This window comes from Geopseudomonas sagittaria, from assembly GCF_900115715.1.
GTDB classification, from domain to species: Bacteria; Pseudomonadota; Gammaproteobacteria; order Pseudomonadales; family Pseudomonadaceae; genus Geopseudomonas; species Geopseudomonas sagittaria.
In genome coordinates, this window is the sequence record NZ_FOXM01000012.1 from 108073 (window position 1) to 124249 (window position 16177).

The following is a 16177-nucleotide window of genomic DNA, read 5'->3' on the forward strand; positions in this document are numbered from 1 at the left end:
TGTCCCCGCCCGGAAGTCCCGATGTCCGCCAGCCCTGTTCGCATCCGCGTCGAAGCCCTGAGTCCCGTCCACGCCGCTGCCGCCGCGCAGTGGGCCGAGCGCCTGGGGCTGAGCGTCGAGGGCGAGGCCGAATTCGCCCTGCAGCTGGGTGACGCCGGCCTGCAGCTGGCCGAACTCGGCCCCGATGCGCCGGGGCCGGTGCGCGTCGACTTCGTCGAGGGCGCCGCCGCCCATCGCCGTCTGTTCGGCGGCGGCAGCGGGCAGATGATCGCCAAGGCCGTCGGCGTGCAGCCCGGCGTGCGCCCGCGGGTGCTGGATGCCACCGCCGGCCTGGGACGCGATGCCTTCGTGCTGGCCAGCCTGGGCTGCGCGGTCAGCCTGATCGAGCGCCAGCCGCTGATCGCCGCGCTGCTCGAGGATGGCCTGGCGCGTGCCGCCCGCGCCCCCGAGGTGGCGCCGATCGTCGCGCAGATGCGCCTGCTCACCGGCAACGCCGTGGAGATCATCGGCGCCTGGCAGGGCGAAGCGCCGCAGGTGATCTACCTCGACCCGATGTTTCCGCACCGTGACAAGAGCGCGCTGGTGAAGAAGGAAATGCGCCTGTTCCGCCCGCTGGTCGGCGACGACCTCGATGCCCCGGCCCTGCTCGCGGCGGCCCTGGCCCTGGCCAGCCACCGCGTGGTGGTCAAGCGCCCGCGCAAGGCGCCGTGCATCGACGGGCCCAAGCCGTCCTACCAGCTCGAAGGCAAGTCCAGCCGCTACGACATCTACCCGAAGAAGGCCTTGAAGTAGCAGGCTGTTGTAAGGCCAGCGGCGTCACCGGAACTGCGTTGGAAACGGCCTGCTAGGCTGAGGCTTACTGGCACGGGGAGGGCAGGAGTGTGCAGAACGTCCGCGTAGCGCTGTTCATCGATGCCGACAACTCGCCGAGCCGCAAGATCGAGGCGATCCTCGCCGAACTGGCGGTGCTCGGCATGGTGTCCATCCGTCGTGCCTACGGCAACTGGAAAAGTCCGCGGCTGGAATCCTGGGTGGAGGTGCTGCACGAGCACGCGATCCAGCCGGTCCAGCAGTTCGACCTGGTCAAGGGCAAGAACGCCACCGACATGGCCATGGCCATCGACGCCATGGACGTGCTGCACGGCAAGCCGGTCGAGGTGTTCTGCCTGGTGTCCTCGGACTGCGACTTCACCCCGCTGGTCACCCGCCTGCGCGCCGACGGCAAGCAGGTCATCGGCTTTGGCGAGCGCAAGTCGCCGGTGCCCTACGTCAACGCCTGTTCGCGCTTCGTCTTCCTCGACGACATGCCGGTCGAGGTGACCATCCAGCCGCTGGGCAGCAGCGCGGTGACTGCCGAGGCCGGCGCGGTCGGCGCGCCGCCGGAGGTGGTCTGCCGGCTTACGGGGCATGAGCTCAAGGGCAACAGCAAGCTGATGAGCCTGCTGCGCAATGCCGTGGCCTTCGCCGCCGACGACGAAGGCTGGGCGCATCTCAGCCTGGTCGGCGCACGCATCGCCAACCAGGCCTCCTTCGACCCGCGCAACTACGGCTATGCGCGGCTGGTGGATCTGTTCGCCGCCATCGACCTGTTCGAGATCAAGCGGGTGGGCAACCACCCGAAGGTGCGTTACAAACGCCGCCAGCAGGTCTGAATCAGCCCCGCGGCAGGCCGCGCAGGTAGGCCAGCCAGTAGACGCCGGCGACCAGCAGCGTGCCGCCGACGATGTTGCCGGCGGTGACCACGGCCAGGTTGCGCGCCGCGGCGGCCAGCGACAGGCTGTCCTGCCCATCCAGGGCCAGGCCATAGGGCAGGAAGAACCAGTTGGCGATCGAGTGCTCGAAGCCGAGGCTGACGAAGGCGGTGATCGGAAACAGGATGGCCAGCAAGCGGTCGGTCAGGCTGTGCCCGCCCATCGCCAGCCACACGGCCAGGCACACCAGCACGTTGCACAGGATGCCGCGGGCAAAGGCGGCGCCCAGCGGCAGCTCCGTCTTGGCGCGGGCGATGCCCAGCGCCGCTTCTCCCACGGCCCCGCCGGCCAGGGCGGCGCTGTCCGCCCACAGCACCAGCAGCACCGTGCCCAGGCAGCCGATGACGTTGCCCAGGTAGACCAGCAGCCAGTTGCGCAGCAGCTCCCGGCTGGCGATCAGCCGGCTCGCCCAGGCCATGGCGAGCAGGTTGTTGCCGGTGAACAGCTCGGCCCCGCCGATCACCACCAGCACCAGGCCGAGACAGAAGCCCAGGCCGCCGAGCAGGCGGGTGACGCCGAAGCCCAGCTCGCTGCCGGTCACCACCACGGTGAACAGCAAGGCGCCGAGGGAAATGAACGCCCCGGCCAGCACCGCCAGGACCAGCAGGGTCAGGCCGTCGGCGCGGGCCTTGGCCACGCCCATTTCCGCGACCCGCCGGGCGATCTGCTGCGGCTGGTAGGCATCGCCGAACAGCTGTCTCTTGACCATGCTCACTCACCTTGCCGAGGAAATGGAGGGTTCTGGGACTGTAGCTCAGGCCGAGCGCGTGACGGCAAAACTCTCATGCCGCGGTGCCCCCCGATCCTGGCCGCGCGGGCGGGCTGGCTGGGGTGCGGCGCTGTGGGTCGGCCGAACAATTGCCAACCGCGTCGCTGAAATGCATTAACACGCGCATTTCTTGTGGTTTTTGCTTTGACATTCTGCGGCGCTGATTTAGCTTCGGGTGGCCGTCGGGAATAGCGGCGGTCCCTCCCCATCTGACAAAGGAATTGTCGAACATGTCGAAACTGCGTCTTTCTTCCCTGCTGTTCGCACTGCTCAGCGGTTTTTCCGTCGCCACCATGGCTGCCGAGGCGCCCGCCACACCCCAACCGGTGGTGCAGGCGCAGGCCGTCGTGCCGGTGACCCGGATCGACCTGAACAGTGCCGATGCCGAGACTCTGGCCCGCGAACTCAATGGCATCGGCGAGGCCAAGGCCCGTGCGATCGTCGAGTACCGCGATGCCAAGGGGCCGTTCACCTCGGTGGATGAGTTGCTCGAGGTGAAGGGAATCGGTACGGCCACGCTGGAGAAGAACCGCGAGCGTTTGCGTGTGAACTGAGTTGTTGCCGTAAACAAAAAGGCCGGTCAACTGACCGGCCTTTTTGTTTACGGCATCTGGCGCAATCAGCGGAAGAACTTGCCCAGCATGCGGGCGACGAAACCGCCTTCGATGTTGCGTTTCACGAAGGAGACATAGTGCTTGTCGTCGCGCTTGATGTGGTTGGTCAACCACAGGCCGATATCGGTGCGGATCTCCCTGGCCACGCGGAAGGTATCCTCGCCCTGGGCCAGGCGGTCGCTGTAGGCCTGGGCGCGGGCCTTGAAGGCTTCGTGGACCTGATGATGCGGCTCCAGCATGGGATAGCCGGCCTTCTCCATCAGGCTCTCCTCGAAGGTATTGTGCGAGATGGCGTAATCGATCAGCGACTTGATGACGTGCTCGACCTCATCGGCGTTGTGCGTCTTGATGGCGTGATCGATTTCTTCCAGATACTCGAAGATGCGCTTGTGCTGCTCGTCGATGATGTCGATGCCGGTTTCGAATTCAGTAGTCCAGGTGATGACAAAGCTCATGGCTCGATCCCTCTCGTATGAACAATGAATCTGGCTGGCGTGGTGCCCTGGATATCCGGCAACGGGCGGACCATTGGCGGTCGCCGCGGATCAGTGGGAGCTGCCTGGAGTCCCGCTCGGGCACGCACATCCTGATGGTGTCGTGCTGGCAGGCAGGGAGTCAGCAGTACGGCGTGGCAGGCATCTGGGGTGCCCGTTTTCGCGTGGAGTGGGGTAGGGCGGCGGCAGGCCGGGGGTAGGTGATGATCATGTAATTCGTCCTGTTCTTGTTGTTATGTCGTGCTTTCTGGGTGTTGCTTTTGTTGTGTTGACTATCAGGTGTTGCAGGGGCACGGGGGTGTTGTTTTCAGGTCTTGCTGCCTGTTGGTTCGGTGCGATGGCGCAGGGCTGATCAGCCGAAGAACTTGCCCAGCATGCGCGACACGAAGCCGCCGTCGAGGCTCTTCTTCACGTAGGGCACGTAGTGCTTGTCGTCGCGCTTGATGTGGTTGGTCAGCCACAGACCGATGTCGGTACGCACTTCGCGAGCCAGGCGGAAGTGATCTTCGCCGCTGGCCAGACGGGCGCCATAGGCCTGGGCGCGGGCCTTGAAGGCTTCATGGACCTGGTGATGGGCGTCCAGCATCGGATAGCCGGCCTTTTCCATCAGGCTTTCTTCGAAGGTGTTGTGCGAGATGGCGTAGTCCAGCAGGGCCTTGACCACATACTCGACTTCGGCAGTCGATTGAGCCTTGATGGCGTGGTCGATTTCGGTCAGGTATTCAAAAATCCGCTTGTGCTGTTCGTCGACGATATCGATACCGGTCTCGAACTCGGGTGACCAGGAAATGACAAAGCCCATGTAAAAAATCCTCGTGCAATATATTGCAAGCTGTTGCGGTGGGTGGGTTGAAAGGTTGTGCCCCAGAAGGGTGCCTATGAGCCTTTAGTAGCACGGTGCCATTTTAAAGGCCATGAGGTGTATGCGGTCTTTACAGCGATTCGGTTGTTTTGTGAAATTCATCACATATGTGTTTTGTTGCAAGTATTGGCCTCGGTTTGAGCGCAGCGTTTGACGCATTCCTCACGACCCTCTAACCTTCGCGCCCTGCTTCAGGTGCCCCCCAGCCAAGGCTCGGCGGGGTGAAACAGGGAAGCCGGTGCGTGTGCGAAATGTCGCACACAAGTCCGGCGCTGCCCCCGCAACGGTAGGCGAGTCAAGACGTCGCTATTGACCACTGTGCTCAGGCATGGGAAGGCGCGACTTCGGGAACCCAGGTTCCACTCGCAAGCCCGGAGACCGGCCTGTCGCATCCACGGTATCGCGGAGGGCGCTACCCGTCGGGTGGGCGGCTTTCCTTGGATATTCCGTCTGTTCGTCGTCATGTCCTCTGCATGCCTCCTGCAATCCTGATCGCGCGGGTGAGCGCGATGCAGAGAGTGATCGATGAGCAAAGTCGTTGTGACCCCCGCAGCCATCCTGCTGTGCGCGGTATCCCCCTTTTCCCTGGCGGCCGAAGCGCTGCCACTCGCGCCGCTGCTGGTGACCGCCAGCCGTACCCCGCAGACCGCCGAGCAGTCGCTGGCCGCGGTGACGCTGATCGACCGCGCGGAGATCGAGCGCAAGCAGGCGACCTCCGTGCCCGAGCTGCTGCGCGGCGTGCCGGGCGTGTCGCTGGCCAACAATGGCGGCCCGGGAAAGACCACCTCGCTGTTCCTGCGCGGCAGCGAGTCCGACCACGTGCTGGTGCTGATCGACGGCATCAAGGTCGGCTCGGCCACCAGCGGCAGCGCCGCCTTCCAGGATCTGCCGGTGGAGCTGATCGAGCGCATCGAGATCGTCCGCGGCCCGCGCTCCAGCCTGTACGGCTCCGAGGCCATCGGCGGGGTGATCCAGATCTTCACCCGCAAGGACGCCGGCGCCGGCCTGCGGCCTTTCCTCTCGGCGGGGACGGGCAGTCACGCCAGCCACAGCGGCAGCGCCGGGCTGTCCGGTCGCGCTGGTTCGAGCTGGTTCAACTTCGGCGTGTCCGCCAGCGACACCGACGGCATCAACGTCAAGCCGCGCAGCGCCAGCGGCTACGAGGACGACCGCGACGGCTACCGCAACCTGTCCGCCTCGCTGCGCGCCGGCCATCGCTTCGCCAATGGCCTGGAGCTGGACGGCAACCTGCTGCAGGCCAAATCCCACAACGACTACGACCAGGTGAACACCCGGCGCACGGCGGGCTTCGGCGCCAACGCCGACGGCGTGCAGAAGGTCGCTGGCCTGCGCGCGCGTTTCGCCCCGCTCGATCCCTGGCAGGTGACCCTGCAGGCCGGGCGCGCCGAGGACAAGTCCGATGCCGATCAGGACGGTGCCTTCTATTCGCGCTTCGACACCCGTCGCGACTCGCTGTCCTGGCAGAACGATGTGAGCCTGGCCGCTGGCCACACCCTGGTGCTCGGCGTCGACCACCAGCACGACGAAGTCAACGGCAGCACCGCCTATGCCGAGGACTCGCGCGACAACGACGGCTACTTCGCCCAGTACCTCGGCGGCAGCGGGCGTCACGACTGGCAGCTGGCGCTGCGCCGCGACGACAACCAGCAGTTCGGCGACCACGAGACCGGCAGCGTCGCCTACGGCTACGCGCTGAGCGACGAGCTGCGCGCCTACGCCAGCTACGGCAGTGCGTTCAAGGCGCCGACCTTCAACGAGCTGTACTACCCCGGCTACGGCAACCCGGCGCTGGACGCGGAAACCTCGCGCAGCCTGGAGCTCGGCCTGCAGGGCCAGCCGGCCTGGGGCCACTGGCAGCTGGCCGCCTTCCGCACCCGCGTCGACGACCTGATCGCCTACGACTCGCGCCTCGAGGCGCCGAACAACGTCGACCAGGCGCGCATTCGCGGTGTCGAGGCCAGCCTCGGCAGCCAGTGGCTGGGTTGGGACTGGAACGCCAACCTGACCCTGCAGGAGCCGGAGAGCCGCGCCGACGGTGCCAGTGACGGCAACGAACTGCCGCGCCGCGCCAGGCAGATCCTCAACCTCGACATCGACCGCGCCTTCGGTCGTTTCAGCGCCGGCGCCAGCCTGCATGCCGAAGGCCAGCGCTACGACGATCTGGCCAACCAGCGCGAGCTGTCCGGCTTCGCGACCCTCGACCTGCGCGGCGAATACCGCCTCGACGAGCAGTGGCGGCTGCAGGCGCGGGTGACCAACCTGCTGGATGCCGACTACCAGACCGCCGCCGGCTTCAACCAGCCGGGCCAGGCCGTGTACTTCACCGTGCGCTATCAGGCGCTTTGACCCGCCGGCGCCCCGTGCGAGCGGGGCGCCGTCCTTCGTTATCTGGAGATTCAGCATGCTCGACCTGTCCCCCCGTATCCGCCTGGCCATCGGCATCGCCCTGGCGCTGCTGCTGGCCGTGACCCGCGGCCACCACTTCAGCGAGATCAACCTGCCCAGCGCTTCCTGGGCGGTGTTCTTCCTCGCCGGCGCGCTGCTGCCGGCGCGCTGGGCCTTCCCGGCGCTGTTCCTCGAAGCGGTCGGCCTCGACCTCGCCGCGGTCACCTGGGGCGGCGCGAGCAACTGGTGCGTGACCCCGGCCTACTGGCTGCTGCTGCCGGCCTACGCCGCGCTGTGGTTCGGCGGCCGCACGTATGCGCGCCTGCACCGCGACGCCTGGTCCAGCCTCGCCAGCCTGCTGGCCTGCCTGCTCGTTTCCAGCGTCGTCTGCCACCTGCTGTCCAGCGGCGGCTTCTACTTCTTCTCCGGCCGCTATGCGGACGCGAGCCTGGCCGGCTTCCTGCCGCGCATCGCCGCCTACTATCCGCTGTCGCTGCAGGCGCTGGCCCTGTATGTCGGCGTGGCGGCGCTGCTGCTGGCGGCCGCGCATGCCTTCAGGCAACTGCGTAGCGCCGAGGTGAGCCGATGAGCGCGCCGGACGAAACCGCCCGCGACCAGCGTCACAGGGCGCGCATGCAGCGCAAGAAGGCGGTGGTCGACGCCAAGATCGCCGAGGCCAGTGACGAGCGCGGTCTGCTGCTGGTCAACAGCGGCAACGGCAAGGGCAAGAGCAGCGCCGCCTTCGGCATGCTGGCGCGCACCCTCGGCCACGGCCGCAAGGCCGGCGTGGTGCAGTTCATCAAGGGCGCGGCGAGCACCGGCGAGGAAGCGTTCTTCCGCCGCTTCCCCGACGAGGTGCGCTACTTCGTGATGGGCGAGGGCTTCACCTGGGAGACCCAGGACCGCCAGCGCGACATCGACAAGGCCGAGCAGGCCTGGGTGGTGGCGCGCGAACTGCTGCAGGACCCCGAGATCGCCCTGGTGGTGCTCGACGAGCTGAACATCGCCCTCAAGTACGGCTACCTGCAGCTGGACCGCGTGCTCGCCGACCTCGCCGCGCGCCCGCCGCTGCAGCACGTGGTGGTCACCGGCCGCGGCGCGCTGCCGGGGCTGATCGAGGTGGCCGACACGGTCAGCGAGATCGGCCTGGTCAAGCACGCCTTCCAGGCCGGGGTGAAGGCGCAGAAGGGCGTGGAGTTCTGATGCGCTTCTCCATTGCAGCCGCAGATGCGAATTTATTCCCGACGAACGGGTCAGTCATGGTAGCCCGGTCGCCAATGAATGCGTGCCTGTCCGCGTCCCTATGGAGTAACCCATGAACAACCCTCGCCACTGTCCCGCCCTGCTGATCGCCGCCCCGGCGTCCGGCCAGGGCAAGACCACCGTCACCGCCGCCCTGGCCCGCCATCATGTCAACCAGGGCTTGCGCGTGCGGGTGTTCAAGTGCGGCCCGGACTTTCTCGACCCGATGATCCTCGCCCGTGCCTGCGGCATGCCGGTCGACGCGCTGGACCTCTGGCTGGTCGGCGAGGAGGAGTGCTGCCGGCGCCTGTGGCAGGCGGCGAGCGAGGCCGACCTGATCCTCATCGAGGGGGTGATGGGCCTGTTCGACGGCACACCCTCGGCCGCCGACCTGGCGCGGCGCTTCGGCGTGCCGGTGCTGGCGGTGATCGACGGCTCGGCGATGGCGCAGACCTTCGCCGCCATCGCCCATGGCCTGGCCAGCTACCAGAGCGACCTGCCGTTCGCCGGCGTGCTGGCCAACCGGGTCGGCAGCGCGCGGCACGGCGAGATCCTCCGCGACTGCCTGCCGGCGCACCTGGCGTGGTACGGCGCGCTGCCGCGCAACGCCGCCATCGAACTGCCCAGCCGTCACCTGGGGCTGGTGCAGGCGGCCGAGCTGGCCGACCTCGACGCCCGTCTGGATGCCGCCGCCGCGGCGCTGGCCGCGAGTGCCGCGTTGCGCCTGCCGGCGCCGGTGGAGTTTTCCGCGCCGGAGCCCGCCGCCAGCCAGCCGCTGCTGCAGGGTGTGCGTATCGGCGTGGCTCGCGACGCCGCCTTCGCCTTCGTCTACCCGGCCAACCTCGACCTGCTGCGCGCGCAGGGGGCCGAGCTGGTATTCTTCTCGCCGCTCGCCGACCGCCAGCTGCCGCAGGTCGACAGCCTGTACCTGCCCGGTGGCTATCCGGAGCTGCACCTGCAGCAACTGGCCGACAATGTCGCGATGCGCGTGGCGATCCGCGCCCATCATGCCGCAGGCAAGCCGATCCTCGCCGAGTGCGGCGGCATGCTCTACCTGCTCGACGGCCTGACCGATCTCGACGGCCAGCGTGGCGAGCTGCTCGGCCTGCTGCCGGGCGAGGCGCAGATGCAGCCGAAACTGGTGACCCTGGCCATGCAGGAGGTCGAGCTGGACGGCGAGCGGCTGCGCGGGCACAGCTATCACCATTCGACGATGGACTGCGCGCTGGAGCCCATCGCCCACGGCGAATGCCCCAACTACCGGCGCGTCCGCGAGCCGCTGTACCGCAGTGGCCGGCTGACCGCCAGCTACATCCACTTCTACCTGCCCTCGGCGCCGCGCGCCGCCGCCGCGCTGCTGCGCCCGTGACCCCCTCTGGAGATCCTGCCGGCCTCGCGCCTGCGACCCATCCGCCAATGACCGACGAAAACGCCAGCAAGCCGCAGGAAACTGCGATGAACCCCCATGCCTTCAGCGCCCAGGACAAGGCCGCGGTCTACCGCGCCATCGCCGAGCGCCGCGACATGCGCCACTTCAGCGGCGGCACGGTGGCGCCCGAGCTGCTCGCCCGCCTGCTGAATGCCGCTCACCAGGCGCCCAGCGTCGGCCTGATGCAGCCGTGGCGCTTCATCCGCATCACCGACCCCATGCTGCGCCGGCAGATCAAGGCGCTGGTCGAGGCCGAGCGGGTGCGCACCGCCGAGGCCCTCGGCGAGCGCTCCAGCGAGTTCATGCGCCTCAAGGTCGAGGGCATCGAGGACAGCGCCGAGCTGCTGGTGGCAGCGCTGATGGACGGCCGCGAGCGCTACATCTTCGGCCGCCGCACCCTGCCGCAGATGGACCTGGCCTCGCTGTCCTGCGCGATCCAGAACCTCTGGCTGGCGGCCCGCGCCGAAGGCCTGGGCATGGGCTGGGTGTCGCTGTTCGAGCCCGTGGCGCTCGGCGCGCTGCTCGGCCTGCCGGAGGGCGCCGAGCCGCTGGCGCTGCTGTGCCTCGGCCCGGTCGAGGAGTTCTACCCGCGGCCGATGCTGGTCGAGGAGGGCTGGGCCGAGGAAAAGCCGCTGGCCGACATGCTGTTCGAGAACCACTGGGGCCAGCAGTCGTGAGCCTGGGCCTTGCCCTGCTCGCCGGCGTCGCGCTGGACGTGGCGCTCGGCGAGCCGCGCCGCTGGCATCCGCTGGTGGCCTTCGGCCGCCTGGCCAATCGACTGGAGGCGCAGTTCAACGGCCACGGTCGCGGCTGGCGCAGCCACGGGGTGAGCGCCTGGTGCCTGGCGGTGCTGCCGCTGACCGCGCTCAGCTGGCTGCTGGTGCAGCTGCCGCTGCTCGGCGGCCTGCTGGAAATCCTCGCCCTGTACGCCGCGCTGGGCCTGCGCAGCCTGCACGAACACGCCCTGCCGGTGCTCGATGCCCTGCGCCGCGGCGACCTGCCGGCGGCGCGTGACGGCGTGGCACGGGTGGTCAGCCGCGATACCGCCGCGCTGGACGAGGGCGGCGTGGCCCGCGCCGCCACCGAGTCGGTGCTCGAGAACGGCAGCGACGCGGTGTTCGCCGCGCTGTTCTGGTTCGCCGTGGCCGGCGCGCCGGGCGTGGTGCTCTATCGGCTGAGCAACACCCTCGACGCCATGTGGGGCTACCGCACGCCGCGCTTCGAGCGCTTCGGCTGGGCGGCGGCGCGCATCGACGACGGCCTCAACTATGTGCCGGCGCGCCTCACCGCGCTGACCTACGCGCTGCTCGGCCAGACCCGCCGCGCGCTGGCCTGCTGGCGCCGTCAGGCGCCGCAGTGGGACAGCCCCAACGCCGGTCCGGTGATGGCCGCCGGCGCCGGCGCGCTGGGCGTCGAGCTGGGCGGCGCGGCCGTCTACCACGGCGAACTCCACCAGCGCCCGCCCCTCGGCGAGGGCGCGCCGGCGAGTGCCGAGAGCATCGCCGCCGCGCTCAGTCTGCTGCGCCGCGGCGTGCTGCTGTGGCTGGCGCTCGTGCTGCTCGGAGGCTGGCTGCATGCTTGAGCACGGTGGCCGTCTGCGCGCCGCGGCGCAGCGCTACGGCATTCCCTTGGGCGACTGGCTGGACCTGTCCACCGCCATCGCCCCCGAACCCTGGCCCGTGCCGCCGATGGCCGTCGAGGCCTGGGCGCGCCTGCCGGAAGACGACGACGGCCTGAGCGAGGCCGCCTGCAGCGGCTACGGCGCGGCCAACGCGCTGCCGGTGGCCGGCAGCCAGGCGGCGATCCAGGCGCTGCCGCAACTGCTGCCGCCCTGCCGGGTGGGCGTGCTCGAGCCGAGCTATGCGGAGCACGCCCAGGCCTGGCAGCGGGCGGGGCATCGGCTGGTCCGCCTGGCCGCCGCCGACATCGAGCGGCGTCTCGACAGTCTCGATGTACTGGTGCTGGCCAACCCCAACAATCCCACCGGCGAGCTGTTCGCCGCCGAGCAACTGCTCGACTGGCATGCGCGGCTGTACGCCCGTGGCGGCTGCCTGCTGGTCGACGAGGCGTTCATCGACTGCACGCCCGAGCACAGCGTGGCGGCCCATGCCGACAAGCCGGGACTGATCGTGCTGCGCTCGTTCGGCAAGTTCTTCGGTCTGGCCGGCGTGCGTCTGGGTTTCGTGCTGGCCGAGGCGGCGTTACTCGAGCTGCTGGCCGAGCGTCTCGGCCCCTGGACGGTCAGCGGTCCGGCGCGGGCGCTCGGCGTGCAGGCGCTGGCCGAGTCCAGCGCGGCGGCGCGGCGCCTGCGTGGCCTGCGCCTGCAGGCGGCCGGGCAGCGGCTGGCCGCCTTGCTGTGCGCCCACGGCCTGGCGCCGGCTGGCGGCACGGCGCTGTTCCACTGGCTGCGCACGCCGCGCGCGGCCGAACTGCACGAGTTTCTCGCCCGCCGCGGCATCCTGGTGCGCCTGTTCCGCGAGCCGGCCAGCCTGCGCTTCGGCCTGCCGGCGGACGAGGCGGGCTGGCAGCGCCTGGCCCAGGCGCTGGCCGACTATCAGAAGGAATCCCCATGACCACCCTGATGGTGCAAGGCACGACTCTAATGGTGCAGGGCACTACCTCCGACGCCGGCAAGAGCACCCTGGTGACCGCGCTGTGCCGCTGGCTGGCGCGCCAGGGCGTCGCCGTGGCGCCGTTCAAGCCGCAGAACATGGCGCTCAACTCGGCGGTGACCGCCGATGGCGGCGAGATCGGCCGCGCCCAGGCGGTGCAGGCCCAGGCCGCCAATCTGGCCCCGCACACCGACATGAACCCGGTGCTGCTCAAGCCGAGCAGCGACATCGGCGCCCAGGTGATCATCCACGGCCGCGCCGTCACCAGCATGGACGCCGCCGCCTACCACGACTACAAGCGCGTCGCCATGCAGGCGGTGCTCGAGTCGCACCAGCGCCTCAGCGCGCAGTACCCGGTGGTGATGGTCGAGGGCGCCGGCTCGCCAGCGGAGATCAACCTGCGCGCCGGCGACATCGCCAACATGGGCTTCGCCGAGGCGGTCGACTGCCCGGTGATCCTCATCGCCGACATCGACAAGGGCGGCGTGTTCGCCCACCTGGTCGGCACCCTGGCACTGCTCAGCGAGTCGGAGCAGGCGCGCGTGCAGGGCTTCGTGATCAACCGCTTCCGCGGCGATCTCGCCCTGCTGCAGCCGGGCCTCGACTGGCTGGAGGCGCGCACCGGCAAGCCGGTGCTCGGCGTGCTGCCCTATCTGCACGACCTGCACCTGGAGGCCGAGGACGCCATCGACCAGCGTCAGGTGGCCAAGAGTGGCGAGCGGCTCAGGGTGGTGGTGCCGGTGCTGCCGCGGATCAGCAACCACACCGACTTCGACCCGCTGCGCCTGCATCCGCAGGTGGAGCTGAGTTTCGTCGGCCCCGGCCAGAGCATCCCGCCGGCCGACCTGATCGTGCTGCCCGGCTCGAAGAGCGTGCGCGCCGACCTGGCGTTCCTGCGCGAGCAGGGCTGGGAGCCGGCGCTGCAGCGCCACCTGCGCTACGGCGGCAAACTGCTCGGCATCTGCGGCGGGCTGCAGATGCTCGGCGGCGAGATCGCCGACCCGCTCGGCCTGGAAGGCGCGCCGGGCAGCAGCCGCGGCCTCGGCCTGCTGGCGCTGGACACCGTGCTGGAGGCCGACAAGCAGTTGCGCAACGTGCGCGGCTGCCTGGCGCTGGAGGAGGCCGAGGTGAGCGGCTACGAGATCCACGCCGGGGTCTGCCGCGGCGCCGCTCTCGAGCGTCCGGCCGTGCGGCTCGACGACGGTCGCGGCGACGGCGCCCTCAGCGCCGACGGCCAGGTGCTCGGCACCTACCTGCACGGCCTGTTCGAATCGCCGGCGGCGTGCAGCGCGCTGCTGCGCTGGGCCGGTCTGCGCGAGGTGGTCAGCCCGGACTACCAGGCCCTGCGCGAACGCGACATCGAGCGCCTGGCCGATTTGGTCGAGGCGCACCTGGATACCGCGCGGCTGCGTGAGCTGTGCGGGTTGGCGCCTTGACCGCGCCGCCGCTTGTCGCGCCGGTCCCGGAAGCGGGGCCGGGGGTGAGGGCCTGCGGGCGTGACCTGTCCACCCTCACCCCAGCCCTCTCCCGCCGGCGGGAGAGGGAGCGATCCGCCGCCAGTCCGTTGAAATGCACGATTGCCCCCACCCCTGAATCGACAGAGACGAACCTCAATGCTTGAACTGATCCTCGGCGGCGCCCGCTCCGGCAAGAGCCGTCTGGCCGAACGCCTGGCCCTGGAGTCCGGCCTGGCGGTGACCTACGTCGCCACCGCGCAGGCCGGCGACGGCGAAATGGGCGCGCGCATTGCCCATCACCAGTCCCGGCGTCCGGCCGACTGGGCGCTGGTGGAGGAGCCGATCCAGCTGATGCAGGCGTTGAGCGACCACGCGGCGGAAAACCGCTGTCTGCTGGTCGACTGCCTGACCCTGTGGCTGACCAATCTGCTATGCCTTGATGAGGGCGCACAGCTTGCCAAGCAGCGCGACGCCTTGCTGCAGCGCATTGGCGAGCTGCCCGGACGCATCATCCTGGTCAGCAACGAGACTGGCCTGGGGGTGGTGCCGCTGGGTGAGTTGACCCGTCGCTATGTCGACGAGGCCGGCTGGTTGCATCAGGCGCTGGCCGAACGGGCGCAGCGGGTTACTTTCTGTGTGGCAGGGCTGCCCATGGTTCTGAAGGGGGAGTCCCTATGAGCGAATACTGGTGGCAGGCGCCCTGCCAACCGACCGACCACGTGGCGCGGCAGAAGGCCGTGCAGCGCCAGGCGCGACTGACCAAACCGGCCGGTGCGCTGGGCCGCCTAGAGCAGCTGGCCATCGACCTGGCCGCGCTGCAGGGCCGCGAGTGCCCGCACCTTGAACAGCCGTGGATCGCCGTGTTCGCCGGTGACCATGGGGTGGTCGAGGAGGGCGTTTCCGCCTATCCGCAGGCGGTCACCCGGCAGATGCTGCACAACTTCGTCGCCGGTGGCGCGGCGATCAGCGTGCTGGCCCACCAGCTGCACGCCCGCCTGGAGGTGATCGATCTGGGCACCGCCGGCGACGGCGAACCGCTGGGTGGCGTGCACAGCTACGCCCTCGGCCCCGGCACCGCCAACTTCACCCGCGAGCCGGCGATGAGCGCCGAGCAGTGCCACGCGGCGCTGGCCGCCGGTCGCGCCAGCGTCGAGCGCGCGCGCCAGGTCCACGCCGGACTGTACATCGGCGGCGAGATGGGCATCGGCAACACCACCGCCGCGGCGGCGCTCGGCTGCGCGCTGCTCGACCTGCCGGCGCTGGCGCTGACCGGCGCCGGCACCGGACTGGACGAGGCGGGGGTGACGCACAAGCAGCGGGTGATCGACAGCGCCCTGCTGCTGCACCGCCACGATTGCAGCGAGCCGCTGGAGGCGCTGCGTCGCCTGGGGGGCTTCGAGATCGCCGCGCTCACCGGCGCCTTCGTCGCCTGCGCCCAGTACGGCCTGCCGGTGCTGGTCGACGGCTTCATCACCAGCGTTGCCGCGCTCTGTGCGGTGCGCCTGAACCCCGGCTGCCGGCCGTGGCTGCTGTTCGGCCACCGCAGCGCCGAGCCGGGGCATGCCCTGGTGCTGCAGTCGCTCAAGGGCGAGCCGCTGCTCGACCTCGGCCTGCGCCTGGGCGAGGGCAGCGGCGCGGCGCTGGCGGTGCCGCTGCTGCGCCTGGCCTGCAGCCTGCACGGCGGCATGGCCACCTTCGCCGAGGCGCAGGTGAGCGACAGGCCGTCATGATTGTCGACCTGTTGCGCCACGGCGAGACCGAACGGGGCGGCGGCCTGCGCGGGCGCATCGACGATGCGCTGACCGAGCGCGGCTGGCAGCAGATGCGCGCGGCGCTGGACCCTGACGCGCGCTGGCAGCGGGTGGTCAGCTCGCCGCTGCAGCGCTGCGCCGCCTTCGCCCGCGAGCTGGCCGCTCGGCACGCGCTGCCGCTGCAGCTGGAAGACGGCCTGCGCGAGCTGGACTTCGGCGCCTGGGACGGCCGCAGCGCCGCCGAGCTGATGCAGACCGACGCCGAGGCGCTGGGCCTGTTCTGGAACGACCCCTACGCCTTCACCCCGCCGGACGGCGAGCCGCTGAGCGCTTTCGAGGCGCGCGTGCTCGAAGCCATCGAGCGGCTGCATGAACAGTTCGCCGGCGAGCAGGTGCTGCTGGTCACCCACGGCGGGGTGATGCGCCTGCTGCTGGCCCGCGCCCGCGGCCTGCCGCGCAGCGATCTCATGCAGGTCGAGGTGGGCCACGGCGCCCTGCAGCGCCTGCGGGTGAGCGAGGGGCTGGTGCTGGTCGAGGGCTGAACGCCGGTGGCCGGCGCATAGGCGTGTTCAGCCGCTGTGCTTGGTTGTCGTGTCGGTCGCGCTGCGCGCGCATTCGGGACACAGGCAGCTGCGGCCGCGGGCCTCCTCAGGAACGCGCTCCAGCGCCTGGCGGTCGATCCTGGCCGAGAAGCACCAACAGGGCTGGTCGCGGTTCGCCGGGTCGGCCTGGCCGCACTGATTGGGGCGGCCGCACAGCGGGCAGTACAGCGGGTCGGGGCTGGGCATGG

18 protein-coding genes and 1 riboswitch are annotated in these 16177 nt (G+C 69.8%); of the genes, 14 read left to right on the plus strand and 4 right to left on the minus strand.

Going from position 1 to position 16177, the window contains the following annotated elements; all coding sequences use genetic code 11:
- The first annotated feature begins 21 nt into the window (after window positions 1–21).
- Both BM297_RS15080 and BM297_RS15085 read left to right on the plus strand, forming a co-directional pair.
- Entirely contained in the window at window positions 22–792 is a 771-nt protein-coding gene (locus tag BM297_RS15080; RefSeq protein ID WP_092432954.1) for a class I SAM-dependent methyltransferase, read from the plus strand.
- 89 nt (window positions 793–881) lie between these two features.
- Window positions 882–1652, plus strand: a complete 771-nt coding sequence (locus BM297_RS15085; RefSeq protein WP_092432956.1) for an NYN domain-containing protein — start codon at window positions 882–884, stop codon at window positions 1650–1652.
- Window position 1653: 1 nt separating this feature from the next.
- Here BM297_RS15085 and BM297_RS15090 read toward each other — a convergent pair whose 3' ends face one another.
- Window positions 1654–2460 carry a formate/nitrite transporter family protein gene (locus BM297_RS15090; RefSeq protein WP_092432960.1) on the minus strand — a complete coding sequence of 269 codons (807 nt, stop codon included), beginning with the start codon at window positions 2458–2460 and terminating at the stop codon, window positions 1654–1656.
- A 290-nt stretch (window positions 2461–2750) separates the two neighbouring features.
- Here BM297_RS15090 and BM297_RS15095 point away from each other — a divergent pair, with 290 nt between their 5' ends.
- Window positions 2751–3074 carry a ComEA family DNA-binding protein gene (locus BM297_RS15095; protein WP_092432963.1) on the plus strand — a complete coding sequence of 108 codons (324 nt, stop codon included), beginning with the start codon at window positions 2751–2753 and terminating at the stop codon, window positions 3072–3074.
- Window positions 3075–3139: 65 nt separating this feature from the next.
- On the opposite strand, the gene BM297_RS15100 is transcribed toward BM297_RS15095, so the two are convergent.
- Window positions 3140–3589: a bacteriohemerythrin gene (locus BM297_RS15100; RefSeq protein ID WP_092432965.1), complete on the minus strand. Its 450-nt coding sequence runs from the start codon at window positions 3587–3589 to the stop codon at window positions 3140–3142.
- 391 nt (window positions 3590–3980) lie between these two features.
- Complete coding sequence (locus tag BM297_RS15105) at window positions 3981–4430, minus strand: bacteriohemerythrin (protein WP_092432967.1); 450 nt, start codon at window positions 4428–4430, stop codon at window positions 3981–3983.
- Window positions 4431–4666: 236 nt separating this feature from the next.
- Window positions 4667–4891, plus strand: a riboswitch (cobalamin riboswitch).
- A gap of 124 nt (window positions 4892–5015) precedes the next feature.
- Here BM297_RS15105 and btuB point away from each other — a divergent pair.
- From btuB to cobC, 11 genes are all read left to right on the plus strand, one after another.
- The gene (gene btuB / locus BM297_RS15110) at window positions 5016–6857 is read left to right on the plus strand and encodes a TonB-dependent vitamin B12 receptor (RefSeq protein ID WP_092432968.1); all 1842 of its coding nucleotides are present in this window, start codon (window positions 5016–5018) and stop codon (window positions 6855–6857) included.
- Between the two features lie 55 nt (window positions 6858–6912).
- On the plus strand, window positions 6913–7485 hold the full coding sequence (locus BM297_RS15115; RefSeq protein ID WP_092432970.1) for a hypothetical protein: 573 nt from the start codon (window positions 6913–6915) through the stop codon (window positions 7483–7485).
- Window positions 7482–8099 carry a cob(I)yrinic acid a,c-diamide adenosyltransferase gene (gene cobO / locus BM297_RS15120; protein WP_092432971.1) on the plus strand — a complete coding sequence of 206 codons (618 nt, stop codon included), beginning with the start codon at window positions 7482–7484 and terminating at the stop codon, window positions 8097–8099. Before BM297_RS15115 ends, cobO begins: the two co-directional genes overlap by 4 nt.
- A gap of 112 nt (window positions 8100–8211) precedes the next feature.
- Entirely contained in the window at window positions 8212–9507 is a 1296-nt protein-coding gene (locus tag BM297_RS15125; protein ID WP_092432972.1) for a cobyrinic acid a,c-diamide synthase CobB, read from the plus strand.
- An 86-nt stretch (window positions 9508–9593) separates the two neighbouring features.
- A complete protein-coding gene (gene bluB, locus BM297_RS15130) occupies window positions 9594–10244 on the plus strand; it encodes a 5,6-dimethylbenzimidazole synthase (RefSeq protein WP_092433045.1) in 651 nt (216 codons plus the stop codon).
- Window positions 10241–11149 (plus strand): adenosylcobinamide-phosphate synthase CbiB, encoded by a 909-nt coding sequence (gene cbiB / locus BM297_RS15135; RefSeq protein WP_092432974.1) that lies wholly within the window; start codon window positions 10241–10243, stop codon window positions 11147–11149. Before bluB ends, cbiB begins: the two co-directional genes overlap by 4 nt.
- Complete coding sequence (gene cobD, locus BM297_RS15140) at window positions 11142–12140, plus strand: threonine-phosphate decarboxylase CobD (RefSeq protein ID WP_092432976.1); 999 nt, start codon at window positions 11142–11144, stop codon at window positions 12138–12140. Before cbiB ends, cobD begins: the two co-directional genes overlap by 8 nt.
- Window positions 12137–13615 (plus strand): cobyric acid synthase, encoded by a 1479-nt coding sequence (locus tag BM297_RS15145; RefSeq protein ID WP_394328020.1) that lies wholly within the window; start codon window positions 12137–12139, stop codon window positions 13613–13615. The genes cobD and BM297_RS15145 overlap by 4 nt, the downstream gene beginning before the upstream one ends.
- Window positions 13616–13792: 177 nt before the next feature.
- Complete coding sequence (gene cobU / locus BM297_RS15150) at window positions 13793–14314, plus strand: bifunctional adenosylcobinamide kinase/adenosylcobinamide-phosphate guanylyltransferase (protein ID WP_092432978.1); 522 nt, start codon at window positions 13793–13795, stop codon at window positions 14312–14314.
- On the plus strand, window positions 14311–15366 hold the full coding sequence (cobT, locus tag BM297_RS15155) for a nicotinate-nucleotide--dimethylbenzimidazole phosphoribosyltransferase (RefSeq protein WP_092432980.1): 1056 nt from the start codon (window positions 14311–14313) through the stop codon (window positions 15364–15366). The genes cobU and cobT overlap by 4 nt, the downstream gene beginning before the upstream one ends.
- Entirely contained in the window at window positions 15363–15929 is a 567-nt protein-coding gene (gene cobC / locus BM297_RS15160) for an alpha-ribazole phosphatase family protein (protein ID WP_092432981.1), read from the plus strand. The genes cobT and cobC overlap by 4 nt, the downstream gene beginning before the upstream one ends.
- Window positions 15930–15956: 27 nt before the next feature.
- Here cobC and BM297_RS15165 read toward each other — a convergent pair whose 3' ends face one another.
- Window positions 15957–16175, minus strand: coding sequence for a cysteine-rich CWC family protein (locus tag BM297_RS15165; RefSeq protein ID WP_092432982.1), 219 nt, complete (start codon window positions 16173–16175; stop codon window positions 15957–15959).
- Between the last annotated feature and the right edge of the window lie 2 nt (window positions 16176–16177).